General features: G+C 42.5%; 17 protein-coding genes. All 17 read right to left on the bottom strand.

What is annotated here, in order from left to right:
• Positions 1-63 precede the first annotated feature (63 nt).
• The 17 genes from AACZ49_RS09935 to AACZ49_RS09855 all read right to left on the bottom strand — a co-directional run bounded on the left by AACZ49_RS09935 (position 64) and on the right by AACZ49_RS09855 (position 18179).
• Positions 64-2319: a heavy metal translocating P-type ATPase gene (locus AACZ49_RS09935; protein ID WP_050377143.1), complete on the bottom strand. Its 2256-nt coding sequence runs from the start codon at positions 2317-2319 to the stop codon at positions 64-66.
• 126 nt (positions 2320-2445) lie between these two features.
• Complete coding sequence (locus AACZ49_RS09930) at positions 2446-2847, bottom strand: HAD family hydrolase (RefSeq protein ID WP_050377142.1); 402 nt, start codon at positions 2845-2847, stop codon at positions 2446-2448.
• Positions 2848-2967: 120 nt separating this feature from the next.
• The gene (locus tag AACZ49_RS09925) at positions 2968-3393 is read right to left on the bottom strand and encodes a transcriptional repressor (RefSeq protein ID WP_082171028.1); all 426 of its coding nucleotides are present in this window, start codon (positions 3391-3393) and stop codon (positions 2968-2970) included.
• Positions 3394-3509: 116 nt separating this feature from the next.
• Entirely contained in the window at positions 3510-4076 is a 567-nt protein-coding gene (locus tag AACZ49_RS09920) for a DUF2652 domain-containing protein (RefSeq protein WP_050377141.1), read from the bottom strand.
• A gap of 98 nt (positions 4077-4174) precedes the next feature.
• Positions 4175-5473 (bottom strand): TolC family protein, encoded by a 1299-nt coding sequence (locus AACZ49_RS09915; protein ID WP_339654083.1) that lies wholly within the window; start codon positions 5471-5473, stop codon positions 4175-4177.
• A 6-nt stretch (positions 5474-5479) separates the two neighbouring features.
• Complete coding sequence (locus AACZ49_RS09910; RefSeq protein WP_339654081.1) at positions 5480-8614, bottom strand: efflux RND transporter permease subunit; 3135 nt, start codon at positions 8612-8614, stop codon at positions 5480-5482.
• A 3-nt stretch (positions 8615-8617) separates the two neighbouring features.
• Positions 8618-9688: an efflux RND transporter periplasmic adaptor subunit gene (locus AACZ49_RS09905; RefSeq protein WP_339654079.1), complete on the bottom strand. Its 1071-nt coding sequence runs from the start codon at positions 9686-9688 to the stop codon at positions 8618-8620.
• A gap of 239 nt (positions 9689-9927) precedes the next feature.
• Positions 9928-10518 carry a helix-turn-helix transcriptional regulator gene (locus AACZ49_RS09900; protein WP_066439830.1) on the bottom strand — a complete coding sequence of 197 codons (591 nt, stop codon included), beginning with the start codon at positions 10516-10518 and terminating at the stop codon, positions 9928-9930.
• 153 nt (positions 10519-10671) lie between these two features.
• A complete protein-coding gene (locus AACZ49_RS09895) occupies positions 10672-11742 on the bottom strand; it encodes an iron-sulfur cluster-binding domain-containing protein (RefSeq protein WP_225603955.1) in 1071 nt (356 codons plus the stop codon).
• Between the two features lie 107 nt (positions 11743-11849).
• A complete protein-coding gene (locus AACZ49_RS09890) occupies positions 11850-12227 on the bottom strand; it encodes a hypothetical protein (RefSeq protein WP_339654074.1) in 378 nt (125 codons plus the stop codon).
• Between the two features lie 150 nt (positions 12228-12377).
• Positions 12378-12620: a heavy-metal-associated domain-containing protein gene (locus AACZ49_RS09885; RefSeq protein ID WP_225603957.1), complete on the bottom strand. Its 243-nt coding sequence runs from the start codon at positions 12618-12620 to the stop codon at positions 12378-12380.
• A gap of 109 nt (positions 12621-12729) precedes the next feature.
• Complete coding sequence (locus AACZ49_RS09880) at positions 12730-13236, bottom strand: azurin (protein ID WP_225603958.1); 507 nt, start codon at positions 13234-13236, stop codon at positions 12730-12732.
• A 181-nt stretch (positions 13237-13417) separates the two neighbouring features.
• Positions 13418-13804, bottom strand: coding sequence for a hypothetical protein (locus AACZ49_RS09875; RefSeq protein ID WP_225603959.1), 387 nt, complete (start codon positions 13802-13804; stop codon positions 13418-13420).
• A gap of 53 nt (positions 13805-13857) precedes the next feature.
• A complete protein-coding gene (locus AACZ49_RS09870) occupies positions 13858-14808 on the bottom strand; it encodes a cation diffusion facilitator family transporter (protein WP_225603960.1) in 951 nt (316 codons plus the stop codon).
• Between the two features lie 12 nt (positions 14809-14820).
• The gene (locus AACZ49_RS09865; RefSeq protein ID WP_225603961.1) at positions 14821-15093 is read right to left on the bottom strand and encodes a DUF5661 family protein; all 273 of its coding nucleotides are present in this window, start codon (positions 15091-15093) and stop codon (positions 14821-14823) included.
• 20 nt (positions 15094-15113) lie between these two features.
• Positions 15114-17525 (bottom strand): heavy metal translocating P-type ATPase, encoded by a 2412-nt coding sequence (locus AACZ49_RS09860; protein WP_225603962.1) that lies wholly within the window; start codon positions 17523-17525, stop codon positions 15114-15116.
• Between the two features lie 90 nt (positions 17526-17615).
• Complete coding sequence (locus tag AACZ49_RS09855; RefSeq protein WP_200122132.1) at positions 17616-18179, bottom strand: AraC family transcriptional regulator; 564 nt, start codon at positions 18177-18179, stop codon at positions 17616-17618.
• Positions 18180-18187: the final 8 nt, after the last annotated feature.

Genomic DNA, 18187 nt, shown 5'->3' with positions numbered 1-18187 from the left:
CTTTTTGGTTTAGGTCAAAAAAAACTGCCGCAGAATATTTTCGGCGGCAGTCAAATCCAACAATTAAAACTTCATTTTCTGTATTCGCACCGCATTTAGAATTGCTAATAATGCCACACCTACATCGGCAAATACGGCTTCCCACATTGTAGCCAGTCCGCCTGCTCCGAGTATCAGTACAATTGCTTTCACACCGAACGCCAAAACAATATTCTGATAAACAATTTTCTTCGTCTGTTTCCCGATATTGATAGCCATCGGGATTTTAGACGGCATATCGTCCTGTATAACCACATCGGCAGTTTCAATGGCGGCATCACTTCCTAAACCACCCATTGCGATACCCGCATCACTCAATGCAATTACAGGAGCATCGTTTACACCGTCCCCGATAAAGGCTACGCTTCCATTACGGGATTTGATTTCTTTTACTTTATTTACTTTGTCTTCGGGCAATAAATCTCCGTATGCACTGTCAATTCCTAACTGATTTGAAACGTATTGTACCACGGTATTTTTGTCCCCGCTTAACATTGTGGTTCTAACACCCATTTTACGCAGTTTGTCAACGGCGGCTTTCGCATCTACTTTAATGCTGTCAGAAATGGTTATATATCCGGCAAACTTACCACCATAAGCGATTGCTATCACGGTATAAACAATGTTTGCCGTGTCTGCATCGTGGCTGATATTGAACTTGTCAAGCAATTTGAAATTACCTACCAACAGCTCTTTACCGTTGACAGTGGTTTTTAGCCCGTGTCCGGCAATTTCTTCCGTATTTTCAAGTTTCACTGTGGTATCTACTTCTCCCCAGTAATTGTGGATTGCGGTTGCCACAGGGTGCGTACTTTGGCTTTCTAAAACATTGACAAGGTTCAGGATTTCATCTTTGTTGAACTCCGGTTTTATGAATACTTCCTGTACTTTGAAAACGCCCTCGGTCATCGTTCCTGTTTTGTCCATTACTACGTTTTCAACTTTGGCAAGAATATCAAGGAAGTTGGAACCTTTGAACAAGATACCGTTCCGGCTCGCTGCTCCAATACCACCGAAGTAACCTAACGGAATGGAAATTACCAACGCACAAGGACAAGAGATAACCAAAAATACCAATGCTCTGTACAGCCATTCGCTGAATACATAGTTATCTACAAAGAGTGCAGGCAGCAAAGTAATGGCTATTGACAGGTACACTACGATTGGCGTATAAACTTTGGAGAATTTACGGATAAATAATTCGGTGGGTGCTTTTTGAGAAGTTGCATCCTGTACCAATTCCAGAATTTTGCTCAATTTACTATCAGCGTAGTCGGTAGTAACTTTTATCTGACTTACGGTATTCAGGTTAATCATACCTGCCAGTACAGTGTCGCCTTTACCTTTGGTGTCGGGTTTACTTTCTCCTGTGAGTGCTGCTGTATTGAATGAAGCACTATCCGAAACTAATTCGCCGTCCAAGCCTAATTTTTCGCCCGGTTTCAATTGGATAATATCGCCAATGTTAGCATCTTCGGCTTTTATCACAACCGCTTTGCCTGCCCTAAGAACCGTAACTTCATCAGGACGTTGGTCTAACAGGGCTTTAATATTTCCTTTGGCTCTTGATACTGCAATGGTCTGAAAAACTTCTCCTACGGAATAAAACAACATAACGGCTACTGCTTCGGGATATTCGCCTATGGCAAATGCTCCTATTGTAGCAATACCCATTAAGAAGAACTCTGAAAAGAAATCTTTATACCGGATACTTTCTATTGCTTCTTTAATTACGGGTAGTCCGACAGGGATATAGGCAATTACATACCAAGCAATTCGTACCCATCCGGTAAACCAATCCTGTGGAAAGTAATTATCTAACCCGATGGCGATAAGCAATAAAATTAATGAGATACCCGCAGGCATAAAAAGCTGAAACGCTGTTTTGCCCTCTATGTCGTGGCTGTGGTCGTGGTCATCCCCGTGGCTGTGCCCGTGTCCGTGACTATGGTCGTGTCCGTGGTCGTGGTTATGACCACCTTTTTTGTTATGGCTGTGTTTATGACCGTGGTCGTGATGGTGGTGGCTGTGGTCGTGATGGTCTTCCTCATCATCACAATGTCCGGCATCGTCTTCACTGCAACTGCTGCCGTCAGTGTGTCCGTGTCCGTCATCTTTATGATTGGCATCTTTTAGCAAATCTGCTGCTCCTGCTTTTTCATAAATTTTCTCTGTTCTTACACAGCACAACTGATTACCCTGCGTATCATATTTGTGTTTGTGTTCCTTTTTTTTTACAAGGTTCAGATTGTTATCTGTACTGCAACATAGTTTTGACATATCTATTAATTGTTTTTAATTTCCATTTATAAGGCAAAATTACTATGGGGTTTTGGGAACTTAGTTGCAAAAGCAACACGGCTATTTTGGAGTATATAAAATTTGCCTTTTGGAAAGGAGCGGTTGCTATGCTGTGGTTTCGGTAATGAAAAAACAGCCTGTGTACCTGTCGTCAATCATTACAATAACCACCTTTTCGTTTACGTGGTCTAAACTTTCATCGTAATAGAAGTCATAAGATTTCATCCAGGCTATATTGCCGATGATGACTTCGTGTCCGTCCACAAAACCTTTAATGCCGCAGCCGGGTATCTTTTCAAATTTATCAACCGTATAATCTGATAAAGTGATTGGCGGAAGTGCTTTGAGAATAGCTTTTGCTATGGGATGCTCTGCTTTGGATTGCAGTGCTGCCGTGTATGCCATCATCGTGTCTTTTTCGGGAACGGCACATTCAAACCTGATGACTTTAAAATTATTGTTGTAGCCTACATCTGTATCTTGGGTAGGGATATATTTATCTGCCATAGTAATATTTGATTTAATTACACAGCAAAACTACCCGTTGGTTTTGGGAACTTGGTTGCAAATGAAAAGCAGCCATATCCTGAAATATGACTGCTTTTGATTAACCGATTGGGATAAAAATTATTTTTTCTTAACGAACCTCGAACATTCGTTACACATTCCTTTCATCACGAAATTGACACTTTCCAACAGAAATTTATCGGGAAGCTGAATGGGCGGTATGGAAATGCTTTCAAGGCAAAAGGTATTTTTACAACGGTTACAGTTAAAATGTACGTGCAGCTCGCCAACGGTACACATACAGGTATCACTGCAAATGGAATACTTCATTGAGCCGGAACCGTCATCAATCGTATGGATGAGCAGGTTGTCGTGAAAAAGGCTCAACGTTCTGAAAATGGTCGATTTATTGACAGTTTCCAATTCGGTTTCCAAATCGGTAAGGCTGAACGCTTTTTTAAAGTCAGACATTGTTTTAAAAATTAACAGCCTAACTGATGTTGGTTTTATACTCCTGTTCAATAATTTTTGTTCCAAGCGTTCCATTTTTAGTATTTTATATGCTGTCCGTAGCTAAGGTGATTACACAAAAATAGACAACCTTGCTGCCGACAATTTTACGATATTCTTTGTTTGATTTATGATATTTACTGTTTAGGTTTTTACAGGTAATGTATGTAGCCGATTTCGGGCAAATACATACAGTCATCGCAATTGTCGTATTCTACGGTTGCTTTTTCGGGTTGGTCGAAATTGGCTTGTAAAAAAGCATCAGAAAACAAGGCATAAGGCGGATGTTCGGCAATATGATTTTTCAGCATCTTGTGTGCTTCTACCACAGGTGCGCCGTAGAGCTTCTCGAATTTCCCGATTTTGTATTTGGTAAATTCTCCATAGTGTACGATTATCTTCAGCGAAAGCGGAATTTCGATTGCCAGTTGCATTGCCAGGCGTTTGAGTTCCTTTTGAAAATCGTTGTACATCTGTTCTATCTGCATCAGGGTTTCTTCAAAAGTGGGCAGGTTATGGTGCTTGTAAAATAGTATGGCATCGCCCTCTATTTCCGAAATTTCAAGGCAAAGGATATTGCTGTCCATTATTGATTTGAGCAGGCTTTCGGTTATATATTTACCAACAAACATATTGGATTTGATAACGAAATCTGTAAAACCTGAAATGTCGGGTATCATTACCATTCCTTTTTTATTATCGGCGGTATGTTCTTGCATTATTCCATCGTATTATTAATTAAAAATGCAGGGGCGTATGACTGCCCCTGCATTTTGAGTATATCAGTGCCGTAGCATTAACTCCATTTCAACAAAAGCTATTTTATCTGCCCGATGGCTTTGCGGTACACTGCTTCGGCAATTTTGTACCGTACTTTTGCATCTAACATATTGCTGTATGCTCTCTGCCAAAGTGTTTCTGCTATCAGCACATCTTCTCCGGTAATAGTTCCGGCTTTAAAGCGGTCATTACTCAATTTAAGGTTCTCGTCAGCTTCGGTTAATGATGCCTGCATCAAATCAATATTTTTTGTCTGTAATTGCAGGTTAAGTGTTGCCTGCTCAACCTCCACATTGATTTGGCTTTTCAGTTCTTTCAAACCGTATTCAGCCGAACGGATTGTCGCTTCCTGTTGTTTTACTTTTTCCCGTTTGCTTCCCCAGTCGAAAACAGGGATATTCACGCTTAGCATACCGAAGTAGGTCAGCATATGTTTTTTGGTCGGGTCGCCAAAGTTGATGCCCTCTTTTCCAAAGGCAGCCACTCCGTTAAGTGCTAAACCAACGGTTGGTTTCAGGTCGGCTTTGAGCATACTTTTTGTTAGTTCGCCTATTTTAACGGCATTGGCAGCCAAATCAATTTCCGGTCGCACGGCATCGGTGTTTTGCAAAATGCCCTGATTTGAAAAGTCGCCCGTACTCAATGTATCAGCTACGTCTATCACTGTGGGGTCTTCCATTCCGATTAACTGGCTCCATCTTCTTTTTGCCAAAATGAGCTTGTTTTCCGCTGCCTGTAAGCGGGCTTCGTTTTCGTTTTGAAGCACCTTTGCCCGCAACACATCGTTTTTGTAAATCAATCCTGCTTCAAACTGATTGTTCAGGAAAGTGTAATGCGAAGCCAGTTGCTTTTTAACCTGCTGTTCCAGTTTTATTTCTTCCTTTGCCTGCACTACAAGCCAGTAAGCGGTTTCGGTAGCCAATAATACTTCATCTTCGACCAATCTTTGTTGAGCGTTGCTCATCTGTATATTGGTTTCCGCCATTTGCTTACCGTACTTAATTTTACCTCCGGTATAAATCGGCTGTGTAACGCTGACCATTGGTGCAAGACCATATTCGGGAAGCATTGTGTTTAACGGTTCGCCAAAGTAAAAGGCGGTTGCCGAAGCATCCAGTTTCGGTCTGCCTGCCACATCAGCAATCCGCTTGTCGGATTGGGTGGCAATTACGTCTTCTTTAGCTTTGCCTATTCTGTTATTGTTTTTTAATGCCAGTTCTTTGCTTTCCGCAAGGGTTAGCTGCTGTTGTGCAAAGAGGTTGTTTGTTCCCTGCAAAAGAACGAAACCGCATATAAAAACCTTTATGACTGTTTTATATCTTTTCTGTAACATCATCCCTTTTTATGATAAATATTTTTGGTGGTGAACATCGGTATCGGTATTGCGCTCGTGCTGTTCATCCGATTGTTTGTTTTTAGGTGGTTTTACGAACCTGTAATACAGTACCGGAACGATAAATAATGTGGTAATCATTGATACCAGAATACCGATTGAAATGGTACTTGAAATCGGTCCCCATTCCGGCGAGCCACTCGCCATTAACGGTATCAAACCGATTGCTGCCGCCATTGAGGTAAGGAAGATTGGTCGCATTCTTCGTTTAGCTGCAAACAGGGCTGCTTCTCTAATCGTATGACCGTGCTCCCTTACCAGTTCATCTGCATAGTCCACGAGGATAATCCCGTTACGGACTACGATACCCAGTAAGGCGGTAATACCGATGATTGCCATAAACCCGAACTCGTACCCTGTAAGGAACAAGCCCAACATTGCGCCCAGTAAACTCAACGGGAACGAAGCCAGTACAATGAATACTTTACCCACACGCTTGAACTGGAATAACAGCACAAGGAAGATGAGAACGAAACTTATCATAAAAGCCTTTCCCATTTTGGGACCGCTTTCCAGTCCATCCTCATACTCGCCGCCGTAGGCAATCTTAATGCCTTTCGGCAGTTTCAGGCTGTCAATTTTAGGCTGTACTTCTGCAAATACTTCTGCGGGTTTTCTGCCCAACTGCGCTTCGGAAGAAACGGTCAGGGTTCTTAACCCGTTACGGTGTACAATAGCCCCAGTATGCCACGACGGTTGTAAATCTACCACCTGCTTTAGAGGAACCTTAGCACCGAATGTTGAATTGATGTACATATTGCCCAAAGCATCCAGATTTTCCCTGTCGCTTTCGTCTGTACGCAATACAATGTCGATGGCTTTATTGCCCTCCCACATCTGCGATACCGGGTATCCTTTTATCTTTGCACCCAATGCCTGTGCTATCTGCGCTTTGGTAACGCCCAAACGCAAGGCTACATCTTCTTTAACCACGGCTTTCAGCCCTACATAATCATTCTGATAATCGGTGCGCACCCAGTTAGAACCTTTAGTGTTTTCCAGTAATGCTGCAACCTGCTTGGCTACTTTTTTCTGCTCGGTCATATCCTTGCCAATCACACGGATTTCAATCGGTGCGGGCTGCTGCTTCTTGCTTAGCTGCCTAACCCGCACATAACCGTTCGGCAGGTAGTTGTTGAATTTCTGTACATACTCGTCTATCATTTCTGCCGTTGCATCTTTGCTTGTGGTATTGATGAATACCTGCGCAAAGTTTTCCCGTGGGTGCTCCGGTGCATAGGTAGAGTAGAAACGTGGCGAGCTTGTACCGATAAAACTTGCTGTGTTTACAATGCGCTTATCGCCTGCAATTTCCTTTTCTATCTTCTTAACGGCTGCTTCGGTTTCGTGGATATTCGTACCGTTATCCATCCACAATTCAAGGTTGAACTGGTTTCTTTCTACGATAGGGAAAAACTCGGTTTTTACCTGACTGCCTACCACGAACGAAAGTAAAAAGATGAATATTCCTGCTACCAATGTGGTTTTCTGCCATTTCATACAGAACTCGATAGCTCTGTCAAAGCCTGCCTGCATTCTGTCTAAGAAATTGCGTTTCTTCGGCTTTTGGGCATCGTGGCTTTTCAATCCTTTTTTCAGGAAGTGGTAACACAAGTAAGGTGTAAGGAACAAGGCTACCAAGAACGAAACTGCTAAGGCAATAGTTACGGTAATCGGTATCCATTGCACAAACTCCCTTGTTAATCCGGTAAGCGTAAATGCCAACGGCAGGAACGAAAGGACAATGGTAAGCGTTGCCGTGAAAATGGGAACCATTAGCTGTGTGGCACTCTGCCAGGCGGCAGTCCACGACGGTATTTTTTCGTCCACTTTCTCGATGTAATTATCCACTACGATAATGGCATCATCGACCACCATCCCCAGTACGATAATCATTGCCGCCAAACTAACCTGGTGCATTTCGATACCCAACAAATTGAGGATAGCAAATGTTACGGCAATGGTAACGGGTGCTGCAATGGCTGAAATGGTGGCAACCCTGAACGGCAGCAGGAGCATTACGACCAAGATAACGGCTGCAATGGCGATACCGAACTCGATAAAGAAATGCCCCAAATTCATATCAACCACTTCGGGTTGGTCAACAATGGTGCTGACCTGCACATCTGATGGCAGGATTTCTTTTACTTCAGCAACTTTCTGTGTCAGCGCATTACCCAAATCGACAATGTTCTGTCCGGGCTGCATTTCTACGGTCAGCATCATTACATCGTTTCCTGAAACGGTAATTTTGCTTTTCAGGTCTTCATATCTTCTCTCGATGTTGGCTATATCCCGCAAACGGATATTGCCGCCCTGCGGGGAACTATATACAATCAGGTTCCCGATTTCATTTTCATTCTGATACTGCGCATCCGTGAAAATAAGGAAACGGTTTTTGTCAATTTCAATATCGCCACTCGGAATAGTTACATTCTGTTGGCTTAATGTGTTTGTGATTTCGTTGATACCGAAACCGTATTGCTTCAATACATCTTCTCGCAGGGTAATAAATACCTGCTGCTTCTGTCCGCCGTAACGCTTGATTTTGGAAACGGACGGTATCGTCTTAATGCCGTCTTCCAGTTCATCCAAATAGTTTTCCAACTGGGCGTAAGAACGACCGGGGGCTGATACGGCAATCATCTGAACAACCACATCGCCGAAGTCGCTGTTCACATACGGTCCCTGTACGCCTCGTGGCAATATCAAGGGCATATTGGCATCCAAACCGTGTTGTAAGGTGTTCCAGAATTTTTTGGTGTCTTTTACATAGTCCTGCAATTCTACCGTTACAACTACCTGTCCGGGCTTACTTTCCGAATGGGTTTTATCTTTTTTGATTTCCTCAAAACCGAACAGGTATTGTTCCAGTTTATCGGTAACTTCTTTTTCCATCTGTACTTCGTCGCTTCCGGGATAGAAAGCCACGACAAGCCCCGTTCTGACTGTCACACGGGGGTCTTCACTTCTCGGCATCGTCATTAATGAAATCAGTCCTGCAAGCACCATAATAACGGTAATCGCTATCGGTACTTGCGGAAATTTCATTGCCGCTTCAATGATGTTTATTTTCCTTTTCATAAATTATTCAGTTTTTGGAGCGGAGGTTGTTACCGATGCTGTTTCTGCTTTTACTTTTTGCCCGTCTTTGACGTTTTTTTGTCCGGCAAGGATAATGGTTTGGTTTTCTTCAAGCCCATTGGTAATAATGACTTCATCGCCTACGATTTTGCCAACGGTTACCCTTGTCAGCTTGGCGTTGTTGTTCTTATCTACCACGTACACGTGAGGGATTTTATCAACGTTGTTCACGATAGCGGTAAGCGGTACACGTACCTGCTTAACCTTAACTGGAACGCCTGCAAGCACTTGGGTAATCATTCCCGGCATCAGCACACCACCGGGATTGTCAAGGCGTACTTTCAGTGTATATGCTTTGGAAATTTCATCAGCCACGGGATTGATGATTGTGATTTTGCCCGTGAAATTGCGTTGCAATGTAGGTATGTGCATATCCACCTGCATCCCTTGTTTAAAGTTCCCGATTTCGCTTTCGGGTACTGCGAACTGCGCATATACCATATCCGTTTTTACGATGGTAAAGGCAGGTACTCCCGGTGCTGCGATACCGCCCACCTCGGCGGCTTTCACGGTTATAATTCCGTTGGTAGGCGAATGCAGGCGGCTGTCGGAAATGCGCTTGCGGTTAATCTTTTTGTTTGCCTGCGCCTGTGCTACTTTGGTTTTGATGTCGATGTAATCCTTTTCGGGGAAGCTCCCTTTTTTGTACAGTTCATCAAATCTTCTGAACGCATCCTCGCTCTGTTCAAGGCTTGCATTGGCAATCTGCAATGCGGCTTCGTACTCGGTGGCATCAATGCTTGCAAGGAATTGTCCTTTGCTTACACGTTGTCCCTCATTTACGCCCACACTGTTAATTGTTCCGCTTACGGCAAAACTTACGGTAGTCATATTATCGGGTACAATAGAACCCGAATAGGAAACGGATTGCTCGGTTTCCGAACTGTTGATAGTGGCTACGGTTACTACCGGAGGCTCATCTTTTAACTGTTTTTCTTCTTTTTGTTTGCAACTCTGTATCAATCCGGCTCCGATAAGGAAGAGGGATAACAAACCAATTTTACTTGTTCTCATCTTACATTTATTTTGTTACGCTTCTTTGTTTAGTTAAACTTTGAAAATTTTAAATACAGGGGCAAAGGTCGGGTTACAGCTAAGGTGCAGCTATACGAAATGACGGGTAAAAGTTGTGAAATTTACTTTTTTGATTTGGTGGTATCTGCCTGAAACAAACAGAGCTACTGATGTTTCAGTAGCTCCGATGCCTGCATTAAAAAAATAGCAAAATGCTTGGGGGATGGATTGGAAAACCCTTAATGCGGGGGTTGCGCTTCGTCCATCTGCATAGTAACGGCTTCCCCGTGTTCCTGCTTTACCTGCTTGAAATAGCTTGATGTAAAGCCCGTGTGTTTTTTCAACTGGTTGGAAAGGTATGCCTGACTGCTGTACCCCAGTACGTGGGCAATCTCGGTCAGCGACATTTCGGTATGTACCAAAAGGTCTTTTACCTTTTCAATCTTCCGACGAATGATGTACTTTTCGAGTGTAATTCCCTCCACTGAAGAGAATAAGGCACTCAATGTATCGTAGTTCTTGTGCAGCTTGCCACTGATTAAGGTTGTGAATTTGGTAGGTGTGCCGCTTTGCAGTTGCAACGTGATACCTTTCTCCACCAACTCTTTTATCCTGTTTATTGTCTTTTGGTTTTTGTCATACATCAGTTCCAAGCCGATGCCTTTCAGCATCGTTTTGATTACTCCCAACTTCTGCGAAAAGTCTGTCGTATCCTTTATGATGGCTTGCCCCAGTTTTATATCCAAAACCTCAAAACCCAAAGCTGTCAATTCCTGTTCAAGAACATAGGTACATCTATTGCACACCATTCCTTTTATTAATAGTGTCATAGCTTCTAAAAATTGTATTAATCCCTTTATTCAGGGGTCAAAATTCTGCATTTGCTACCTACAAAGTGTTATGATATTCCGGTTTTGTTTTGTGAAATTTTATGAAAATCGGTGCAGTAACATTAAATATTATAAACTTACTTGTGTGCGGTATTACTGTACCGTAACACAAACATCCGCATTCATCGGGTAGCTTTGGCAAAGCAAAATTATTCCCTCTGCAATATCCTGTTCGGTCAATGCGGCATTGTTTAGCATCCGAACTTCTCCGTCTGTCTTTACAGCCCAACAAGCTCCGCAGGTTCCGTTCTTACAAGAACTCGGCACATTGATATGATGGGCTTTCATCGCATCCAAAAGCGACTGCTTCGGCTGAACCTCAATGAGCGATGTACATTCAAAAGTCTGCGTTTCATCATTAATGTAATTTTCCTCGTAGTAGTTTACAATCACATCTTTGGCATTGCCGTCCGTTTCCATATTGCCCGCATCTATCGGTATGGGGTCGAAGTATTCCAAATGGATATGCGTTTCGGGAATGTTCAAGCCCGTTAAGGCATCCCTGTACAAATCCATCAGCCCATTGGGTCCGCAGATGTAATAATGGGCTTCGGCAACCTCGCCAACCAGTCTTTTGATGACGGAACGCAAAACAAGCAAATTGAACCTGCCTGCAACGTGGTTGATTTTGGTTGAAACAAATTCGGGTGCGGTAAAGGAATAGCAGATGTTCAGCTTTTCATCCGCCTGCATCGCTTCCAGTTCATTCCAGAATATAGTATCTTCCGGCGATTTGTTGCTGTACACCAGTAAGGGAATTGGATTGGTGCTTTCAATGCTTTTCAGCATTGCGTATAACGGCGAAATACCGCTGCCGCCTGCCAATAGTACGATTTGGGATTGTTCTGCTATCGGTTTTTCCAAAACAAAGTTTCCAAAGGGTGCTTCTATTTCCCAGTTTTCGATATGGTCTGCATTATCCAAAATGTAATTGCTCATTTTTCCGCCTGTGACCCTTTTAATGGTAACGGCGGGAAATTCTTCAGACGGCTTAGAACTGAACGAATACGAACGTATGAGCAGTTCGCCGTTTACCGTAAGCCTGATATTAAGGTATTGACCGGGCAGATAGGTAAATGCCTGCTGCGCTGTGTCAAAGTATATGGTAATGGTGTCTTCGGTTTCCTTTATAATTTTGTGTGTCTGCCACGTGTATTTCTTCATCTCTCGGTAGTTTCCTGTCTTCCATTGCTTATAAAAAGAAAACCTCTGCTTTAGTACACAAAGAGAGGTTAATGAAGACTTTTATTTAAAAGTTTGCTGTTCTGACATTATAATTTGTTTTGTCTATCCTGCTGTCTTTTGATGATTTCGAGCTTGTTTTTTCGTATTTGCTTAAAATGTGCAGACGTTAATCCTGTATAGGTTATTAACTGACCCGATAGTTCAGTCGGCTTTTGGTAGCCTAATGCTTTTGCTATCTGCGATATGGATTGTTCGGTGTACACCAGTAATTCTTTTACCTTTTCGATAATACGCTTTATAAAAATAATTTCAAGGGTGATATTGCATTTAACAAGGAGCAGGTTATTCAACTGCTGGTAATCCGTTTGTAGCTCGTTAGTAATTTGGACGGTAAATGGTGCGGATGTACCTGTATCCAATCGTGTCTGAATATTCAGGTCTGCTACCCCGCAAACTTTCGTCATTATTTCCGAACAGTCGCCTGAATTTTGTTTATGTGACATAGCTTCTTATTTATGGAACAACGTTCTAAAGTGTTTCATATTTTCTTTGAAATAGTTTCGAGAAAAAAATCCCGGAGACGCACTTTCATACATTCCCGGGATTGCCCAAATTTAATTGCAGCATCCGGTTGAGCAACTTGAAGCCTCATTGCTGTCGCCGCCAACTTTGTAGCCTGCTTTTTCAATCGCCTCAACCAGCTCTTCTTTTACTTCATCGCTTTCAACTGAAACAGCCAATTTTCCTGCTTCTAATTTTTCGATTTTGATGCCGTCTATGTCTTTGATAGCACCGTTTACTCTTGCCTGGCAGTGTGCACTTTGCATATCTGGTATGCTTAATTCTACATTTTTCATTTTGAACTTGTTTTTTTATTGTTCTACAAATTTCCGTATTTAACGGTGAGTTACTATTATGCTATTCCTTGTAAGATTTGTGATTTTTACTGATTTAGAAATTGCCGTATTATTCTACAATGAACTTGCCTTTCATATAGATGTAATGACCAGGAAACGAGCATAGGAAATCATACGAACCTTTTGCCGGAGCAGCAAAGGTGATTTCGGCGGTTTGCCCGCCGCCAATCATATCGGTTTTGGCAATAATGGAGTTTTCCATTCCCTTTGGAATGTAGCCGTTCTCCTTAGCATCTATTGATGCATTGGCAAAGGCGTTAAAGTCTGTCCCTTGTGCAAGAATGACAACATTGTGCCCCATAGCTTCAATCGGTGCTTTGCCGATGTGCTTCAGAATGAGCTTTACAGTTTGTCCCTCTTTGGCTTTAAGTTCGGTCTTGTCGAATTTCATATCATCTCCGCCATTAATGGTAATTACGGCTTCGTTACCAGTTTCTGCTGGTGCAACCGTTTCTTCTGTTTCGGGATAAAGGCTTTCCTTTGCCTTTTCTTCTTTTGGTGTATTGTTACAGGCAGTAAAAGCGATTACCGACAATGCTAACACTAACTTTTTCATTTCTATTTGAGATTTTATTTGTTTTCTGATATTGCAAATTTCAGCACATTACGGCAGTTCCTTATTACGCTTTTCCCTGATAGATTTGTGATATTTACTGATTTGGAAGTGCATAAAAAAACGGCAGTTCCTGTTGAATGGAACTACCGTTAAGCAAACGCAATAAAGCTAAATTCGATGATTATTTTTTCAGTTTATCCGCAGGTGGGTTGTAGTCTGCCAAAGCAGTTACCCTTACCGTATCTACTCCTGTAATATCCCAAGTGATAGGTATCATTACCATATATTCGCACTTCGGGCACATATCGCCCTGCGAACCTATCATTTCTTTATGCCCCGGACAACCCGTAATCAGGTGTCCTGACGCATCAACTAATTCGCCTTTTTCATTTCTGTTTTTTGCGGTTGTTTTTTCGGCAGGTTTTTCAACCTGTTCCGTAGCGTGGTCGTGTCCATCGCCCGCTGTGTGTACGTGTCCGTCCTTTGCTGTTTTGGTATCGCCACCGCAAGATGCCAAGAGGATAGTTAACGAGGCGAATGCGCCTATCAATAATTTGCTCACTTTCATTTCTATTTCCTTTTTAGAGATTAAAACTTGTTTTTAAATAGTATTCAACTGAATTAATGATGATGATGGTCGTGTCCTGATGGGTCTGCCTTTACATTGCACAATACTGAATTATCGTGTGTATGGGCAGGTGTTTCTAACTGAATAGTTACGTGATGAATGTTCAGGTGTTCCAAATCGTGCTCTATTTTACGAAGCATTACTTCACTTTCTCCAATCGTCATTTTTTCATCAACTACGGCGTGGCAGGTAAGGGCGTTCAAACCGCTTGTAATCGTCCAGATATGCAGGTCGTGAATGCCGCTGATACCGTTGGTGTTCAGGATTTTTCCAGTTACCTTTTCAACCTCAACATTCTCCGGTGTGCCCTCCATTAATACGTGTACCGATGATTTGGTTACTAAATAACCGCTTCTCAATACCAGTATGGAAACGATAACACTTGCCAATGGGTCTGCCCATCCCCAACCAAAGAACATAATGAGCAAGGCTGCGATGATAGCACCAACCGAACCAAGCATATCGCTGATTACGTGCAGGTATGCGCCACGCATATTGAGGTTTTCTTTTACGTCAGCCCCACGCATCATTATCCAGGCTACAAGCACATTAACGAGTAAGCCGATGAATGCCACGATGAGCATACCGCTTGATTGAATTTCCGGCGGGTTTTGGAAGCGTTCTATCGCTTCGTAAATGATATAAGCTGAAATCAAAATCAGCGTTGCGCCGTTGATAACCGCCGCCAGTATTTCAAATCTTTTGTAGCCGTAGGTCTTGCCGTAGTCGGCTACCTTGCTGCTGAACTTAAATGCCATCAATGCAATGAACAATGATACCGCATCGCTCAACATATGTCCGGCATCTGCTAATAATGCAAGGCTGTTTGTCAGTAATCCGCCGATTACCTCTACTGCCATATACAACGTAATGATAACCAAGCTAATGGTTAAGGTCTTTTTATTCGCACTGTGCGAGTGGCTGTGCCCGTGGTCGTGTCCCATATTCTTTCTTAATTATTCGTTGCCTAATTGTGGAACTTCCATTCCAAAACCTTTGTACAATCTTGTATAATAATCTGAAAATGCGTTTAAGTGGGATAAGGCAATTTTTGCCGTAAGAATAGGGTCATTACCTGTTACATTGGTTGCCTCATCTTGCAAGCCGTGTTCCAGTTCCACTTCAAGCCCTACACGAAACTCATTTAATGGAATTTTATTCCAGTCAATATTCAACTGGTCGCCAATAGATTTGGCTTGCTCTGCCGTAAAATGTGTTTTCTTTTCCATTGTCTTTAATTTTTTAGAAGTTATTTTTTCCATTTTAAACGTAAACTATTGCTTACCACACTCACACTGCTTAATGCCATTGCCGCTCCTGCAATCATCGGGTTTAATAAGAAGCCGTTGATTGGGTAAAGAATACCTGCTGCAATAGGAATACCGATAAGGTTGTAGATGAATGCCCAGAACAGGTTTTGCTTAATGGTAGCAACGGTCTGCTTTGATAATCTTATTGCCTGTGGTATTTTGGTAAGGTCTGATGAAATGATGGTCATTTTAGCTACGTCCATTGCGATATCCGAACCTTTACCCATTGCGATACTGACATCGGCTGTTGCTAAAGCTGTACTGTCATTGATACCATCGCCAACCATCGCTACCACTTTGCCTTGTTGTTGCAGTTCTTTTACAAAGTCGGCTTTGTGCTGTGGCAATACTTCCGCTTTGTAATGCTTGATACCTGTTTGTTGTGCAATGGCTTTGGCAGTTGCTTCGTTATCTCCGGTCAGCATATACAGGTCAATGCCCATATCCTGCATTTCTTTGATAGCTGCTACCGATGTTTCTTTGATTTTATCGGAAATAGCCACTACCGAAAGTGCCTGTTTGCTGTTTGCAAACCAAATAACGGTTTTGGACTGTTTGCCCCATTCATCGGCTTGCAGTTGCAGTTGCTCCCCAATGGTAATCTTGTTTTCAGCTAAGAGCTTTTTATTACCTACAAAATAGGTTTCGTTATTGTGATTGGCTTTTGCTCCTTTACCTGTAATACTGTCGAAGTTTGATAACGTAGTGGTAGAAACTCCGTCCAGATGTTTAACAACGGCTTCCGCCAACGGGTGTTCCGATTGTTTTTCGATGCTCAATAAAATATCTTTGGTCGCATCGTCATTGTTCAGCCATTGGATGCCTGTAACCTGTGGTCTTCCCTCGGTAATGGTTCCGGTTTTGTCTAAAACGATAGCGTTTACTTTTTTAGCCAATTCCAGACTTTCCGCATCTTTAATCAAAATACCGTTTTCAGCACCTTTACCAACGCCCACCATAATAGCGGTTGGTGTTGCCAAGCCCAAAGCACAAGGACAAGCAATAACCAATACGGTAACGGCTGCCAATAATCCCTGTACTACACCGTTATCGCCACCCAAAATGAACCATAGTACAAATGTCAGGATAGCAATACCCATTACTACCGGAACGAAAATACCTGCGATTTTATCGACCAATTTCTGTACCGGAGCTTTGCTTCCCTGTGCATCCTGTACCATTTTGATGATTTGGGCAAGCATTGTTTCTTTGCCCACTTTAACCGCCTTGAACTGGAAGCTGCCTTTTTGGTTGATTGTACCTGCAAATACCTTTTCGTTTTCTTTTTTCAGTACAGGTACAGGCTCGCCGCTTAGCATACTTTCATCTACATACGAATTGCCCGATACCACCATACCATCTACCGCAATTTTTTCGCCTGGCTTAACTAAGATAATATCGCCTGCGTTCACATCTTCGATGGCTTTTTGTCTTTCCGTACCGTCAGCTTCTATCACGATAACCGTTTTCGGCTGTAAGCCCATCAGTTTTTTAATAGCTGATGAGGTGTTTCCTTTGGCTTTTTCTTCCAGCAGCTTACCTAACAGAATGAATGCGATAATAACGGCGGCTGCTTCAAAATACACGTGAGCGTGTAAGCCTCTCTGATGCCAAAAGTCCATAAACAGCATATTGAATACACTGAATATATAAGCAATACCTGTACTCAATGCTACGAGGGTATCCATATTGGCAGAACGGTGTTTTGCCTGTTTCCACGCATTAATAAAGAAGTCTTTACCTAACCAAAGGACTACCGGAGTGGAGAATGCCCACATTATCTCATTACCGTAAGGCATATCCATAAAGAACATACCGATAATGACTACCGGAAGCGATAGGATTACCGCCCAAATGGTTTTGTTTTTAAGTTTTCTGAATTTTTCGGCGTGGATAGCTTCTAATGTTTCCTGCTGCTTGTTTTCGTCTTCAAGCAGTAAGTCATAACCGCCATCCTGTACCGCCTTTCTGATTTGCTCGGAATTGGTCATATTCGGCAGGAACTCCACGGTAAGGTTGCCCGTACCAAAGTTTACCGAAGCATCTACCACGCCCGGAGCGTATTTTACCATACTCTCGGCACTGCCCGCACAAGATGCGCAGGTCATACCCAATACGGGATATGTATGTTTAACGGTTGGAACGCCGTAGCCTAAATCTTTAATCGCTTTTACAGCTTCTCCTACTACCTCGTTATCATTTACGGTAATAGCCGCCCTGCGGTTATTTAGCTCTACTTTGTGGGTTTCTACGCCTTTTACCTGTGCCAGTCCTTTTTCGACTATCAATGCACAGTGTTCGCTTTCTACATCCTCTAAAGGAATGTAAACTGTTTCTTTATTTGTTGCCATATTTCGATTGCTTTGTTTTCACATTGCAAAGTTGGCAACAATAAGGGGGAGTTCTATTGTGAAATTATGGGTTTGATTTGTAAGATTTACTTAAACCTTATCCAAAGGCTTGCGCTTGTCTTCCCGTATCTGCTTGAAATGGCTTGGTGTAAGTCCGGTTACTTTCTTGAACTGGTTGCTCAAATACGCCACGCTCGAATAATTCATACGGTCGGCAATTTCGCTTAAAGACAGCTCATCATATACCAAAAGCTCTTTTACCTTTTCTACTTTCTGTGCGATAAAATATTTCTCAATGGTCGTGCCCTCAATATCGGAAAACAGGTTGGAAAGATAGTTGTAGTCGTTGTGCAGCGCATCGCTCAATACATCCGAAAGATTGGTTTTGGCATCATTGTCCTGATGGTGCACCAAATCAATGATAACATTTTTTATCTTCTCAATCATCCGGCTCTTTTTGTCGTCAATGACCTGAAAGCCCAAAGGGTCTAAAACATTTTCCAATGCTTCACGCTCTTTTGTGGTTAAATCTTTTTTAAGGGTTATTTCGCCCAACTTTATATTGTTAGCCTCTATACCGAGCTTGTCGAGTTCGTTTTGAACTACGAGAATACAACGGTTGCAGACCATATTTTTGATAAATAATTTGCTCATATTTCCCT

This window comes from uncultured Maribacter sp. (assembly GCF_963975365.1).
In the GTDB taxonomy this organism is placed as follows: domain Bacteria; phylum Bacteroidota; class Bacteroidia; order Flavobacteriales; family Flavobacteriaceae; genus Maribacter.
This window is presented reverse-complemented; position numbering and strand designations above follow the sequence as displayed.

Excerpts from the sequence above, each read along its gene's own strand:
- AACZ49_RS09935 (WP_050377143.1), bottom strand. The coding sequence starts at position 2,319 with ATGTCAAAACTATGTTGCAGTACAGATAACAATCTGAACCTTGTAAAA.
- AACZ49_RS09930 (WP_050377142.1), bottom strand. The coding sequence starts at position 2,847 with ATGGCAGATAAATATATCCCTACCCAAGATACAGATGTAGGCTACAAC.
- AACZ49_RS09925 (WP_082171028.1), bottom strand. The coding sequence starts at position 3,393 with ATGGAACGCTTGGAACAAAAATTATTGAACAGGAGTATAAAACCAACA.
- AACZ49_RS09920 (WP_050377141.1), bottom strand. The coding sequence starts at position 4,076 with ATGCAAGAACATACCGCCGATAATAAAAAAGGAATGGTAATGATACCC.
- AACZ49_RS09915 (WP_339654083.1), bottom strand. The coding sequence starts at position 5,473 with ATGATGTTACAGAAAAGATATAAAACAGTCATAAAGGTTTTTATATGC.
- AACZ49_RS09910 (WP_339654081.1), bottom strand. The coding sequence starts at position 8,614 with ATGAAAAGGAAAATAAACATCATTGAAGCGGCAATGAAATTTCCGCAA.
- AACZ49_RS09905 (WP_339654079.1), bottom strand. The coding sequence starts at position 9,688 with ATGAGAACAAGTAAAATTGGTTTGTTATCCCTCTTCCTTATCGGAGCC.
- AACZ49_RS09900 (WP_066439830.1), bottom strand. The coding sequence starts at position 10,518 with ATGACACTATTAATAAAAGGAATGGTGTGCAATAGATGTACCTATGTT.
- AACZ49_RS09895 (WP_225603955.1), bottom strand. The coding sequence starts at position 11,742 with ATGAAGAAATACACGTGGCAGACACACAAAATTATAAAGGAAACCGAA.
- AACZ49_RS09890 (WP_339654074.1), bottom strand. The coding sequence starts at position 12,227 with ATGACGAAAGTTTGCGGGGTAGCAGACCTGAATATTCAGACACGATTG.
- AACZ49_RS09885 (WP_225603957.1), bottom strand. The coding sequence starts at position 12,620 with ATGAAAAATGTAGAATTAAGCATACCAGATATGCAAAGTGCACACTGC.
- AACZ49_RS09880 (WP_225603958.1), bottom strand. The coding sequence starts at position 13,236 with ATGAAAAAGTTAGTGTTAGCATTGTCGGTAATCGCTTTTACTGCCTGT.
- AACZ49_RS09875 (WP_225603959.1), bottom strand. The coding sequence starts at position 13,804 with ATGAAAGTGAGCAAATTATTGATAGGCGCATTCGCCTCGTTAACTATC.
- AACZ49_RS09870 (WP_225603960.1), bottom strand. The coding sequence starts at position 14,808 with ATGGGACACGACCACGGGCACAGCCACTCGCACAGTGCGAATAAAAAG.
- AACZ49_RS09865 (WP_225603961.1), bottom strand. The coding sequence starts at position 15,093 with ATGGAAAAGAAAACACATTTTACGGCAGAGCAAGCCAAATCTATTGGC.
- AACZ49_RS09860 (WP_225603962.1), bottom strand. The coding sequence starts at position 17,525 with ATGGCAACAAATAAAGAAACAGTTTACATTCCTTTAGAGGATGTAGAA.
- AACZ49_RS09855 (WP_200122132.1), bottom strand. The coding sequence starts at position 18,179 with ATGAGCAAATTATTTATCAAAAATATGGTCTGCAACCGTTGTATTCTC.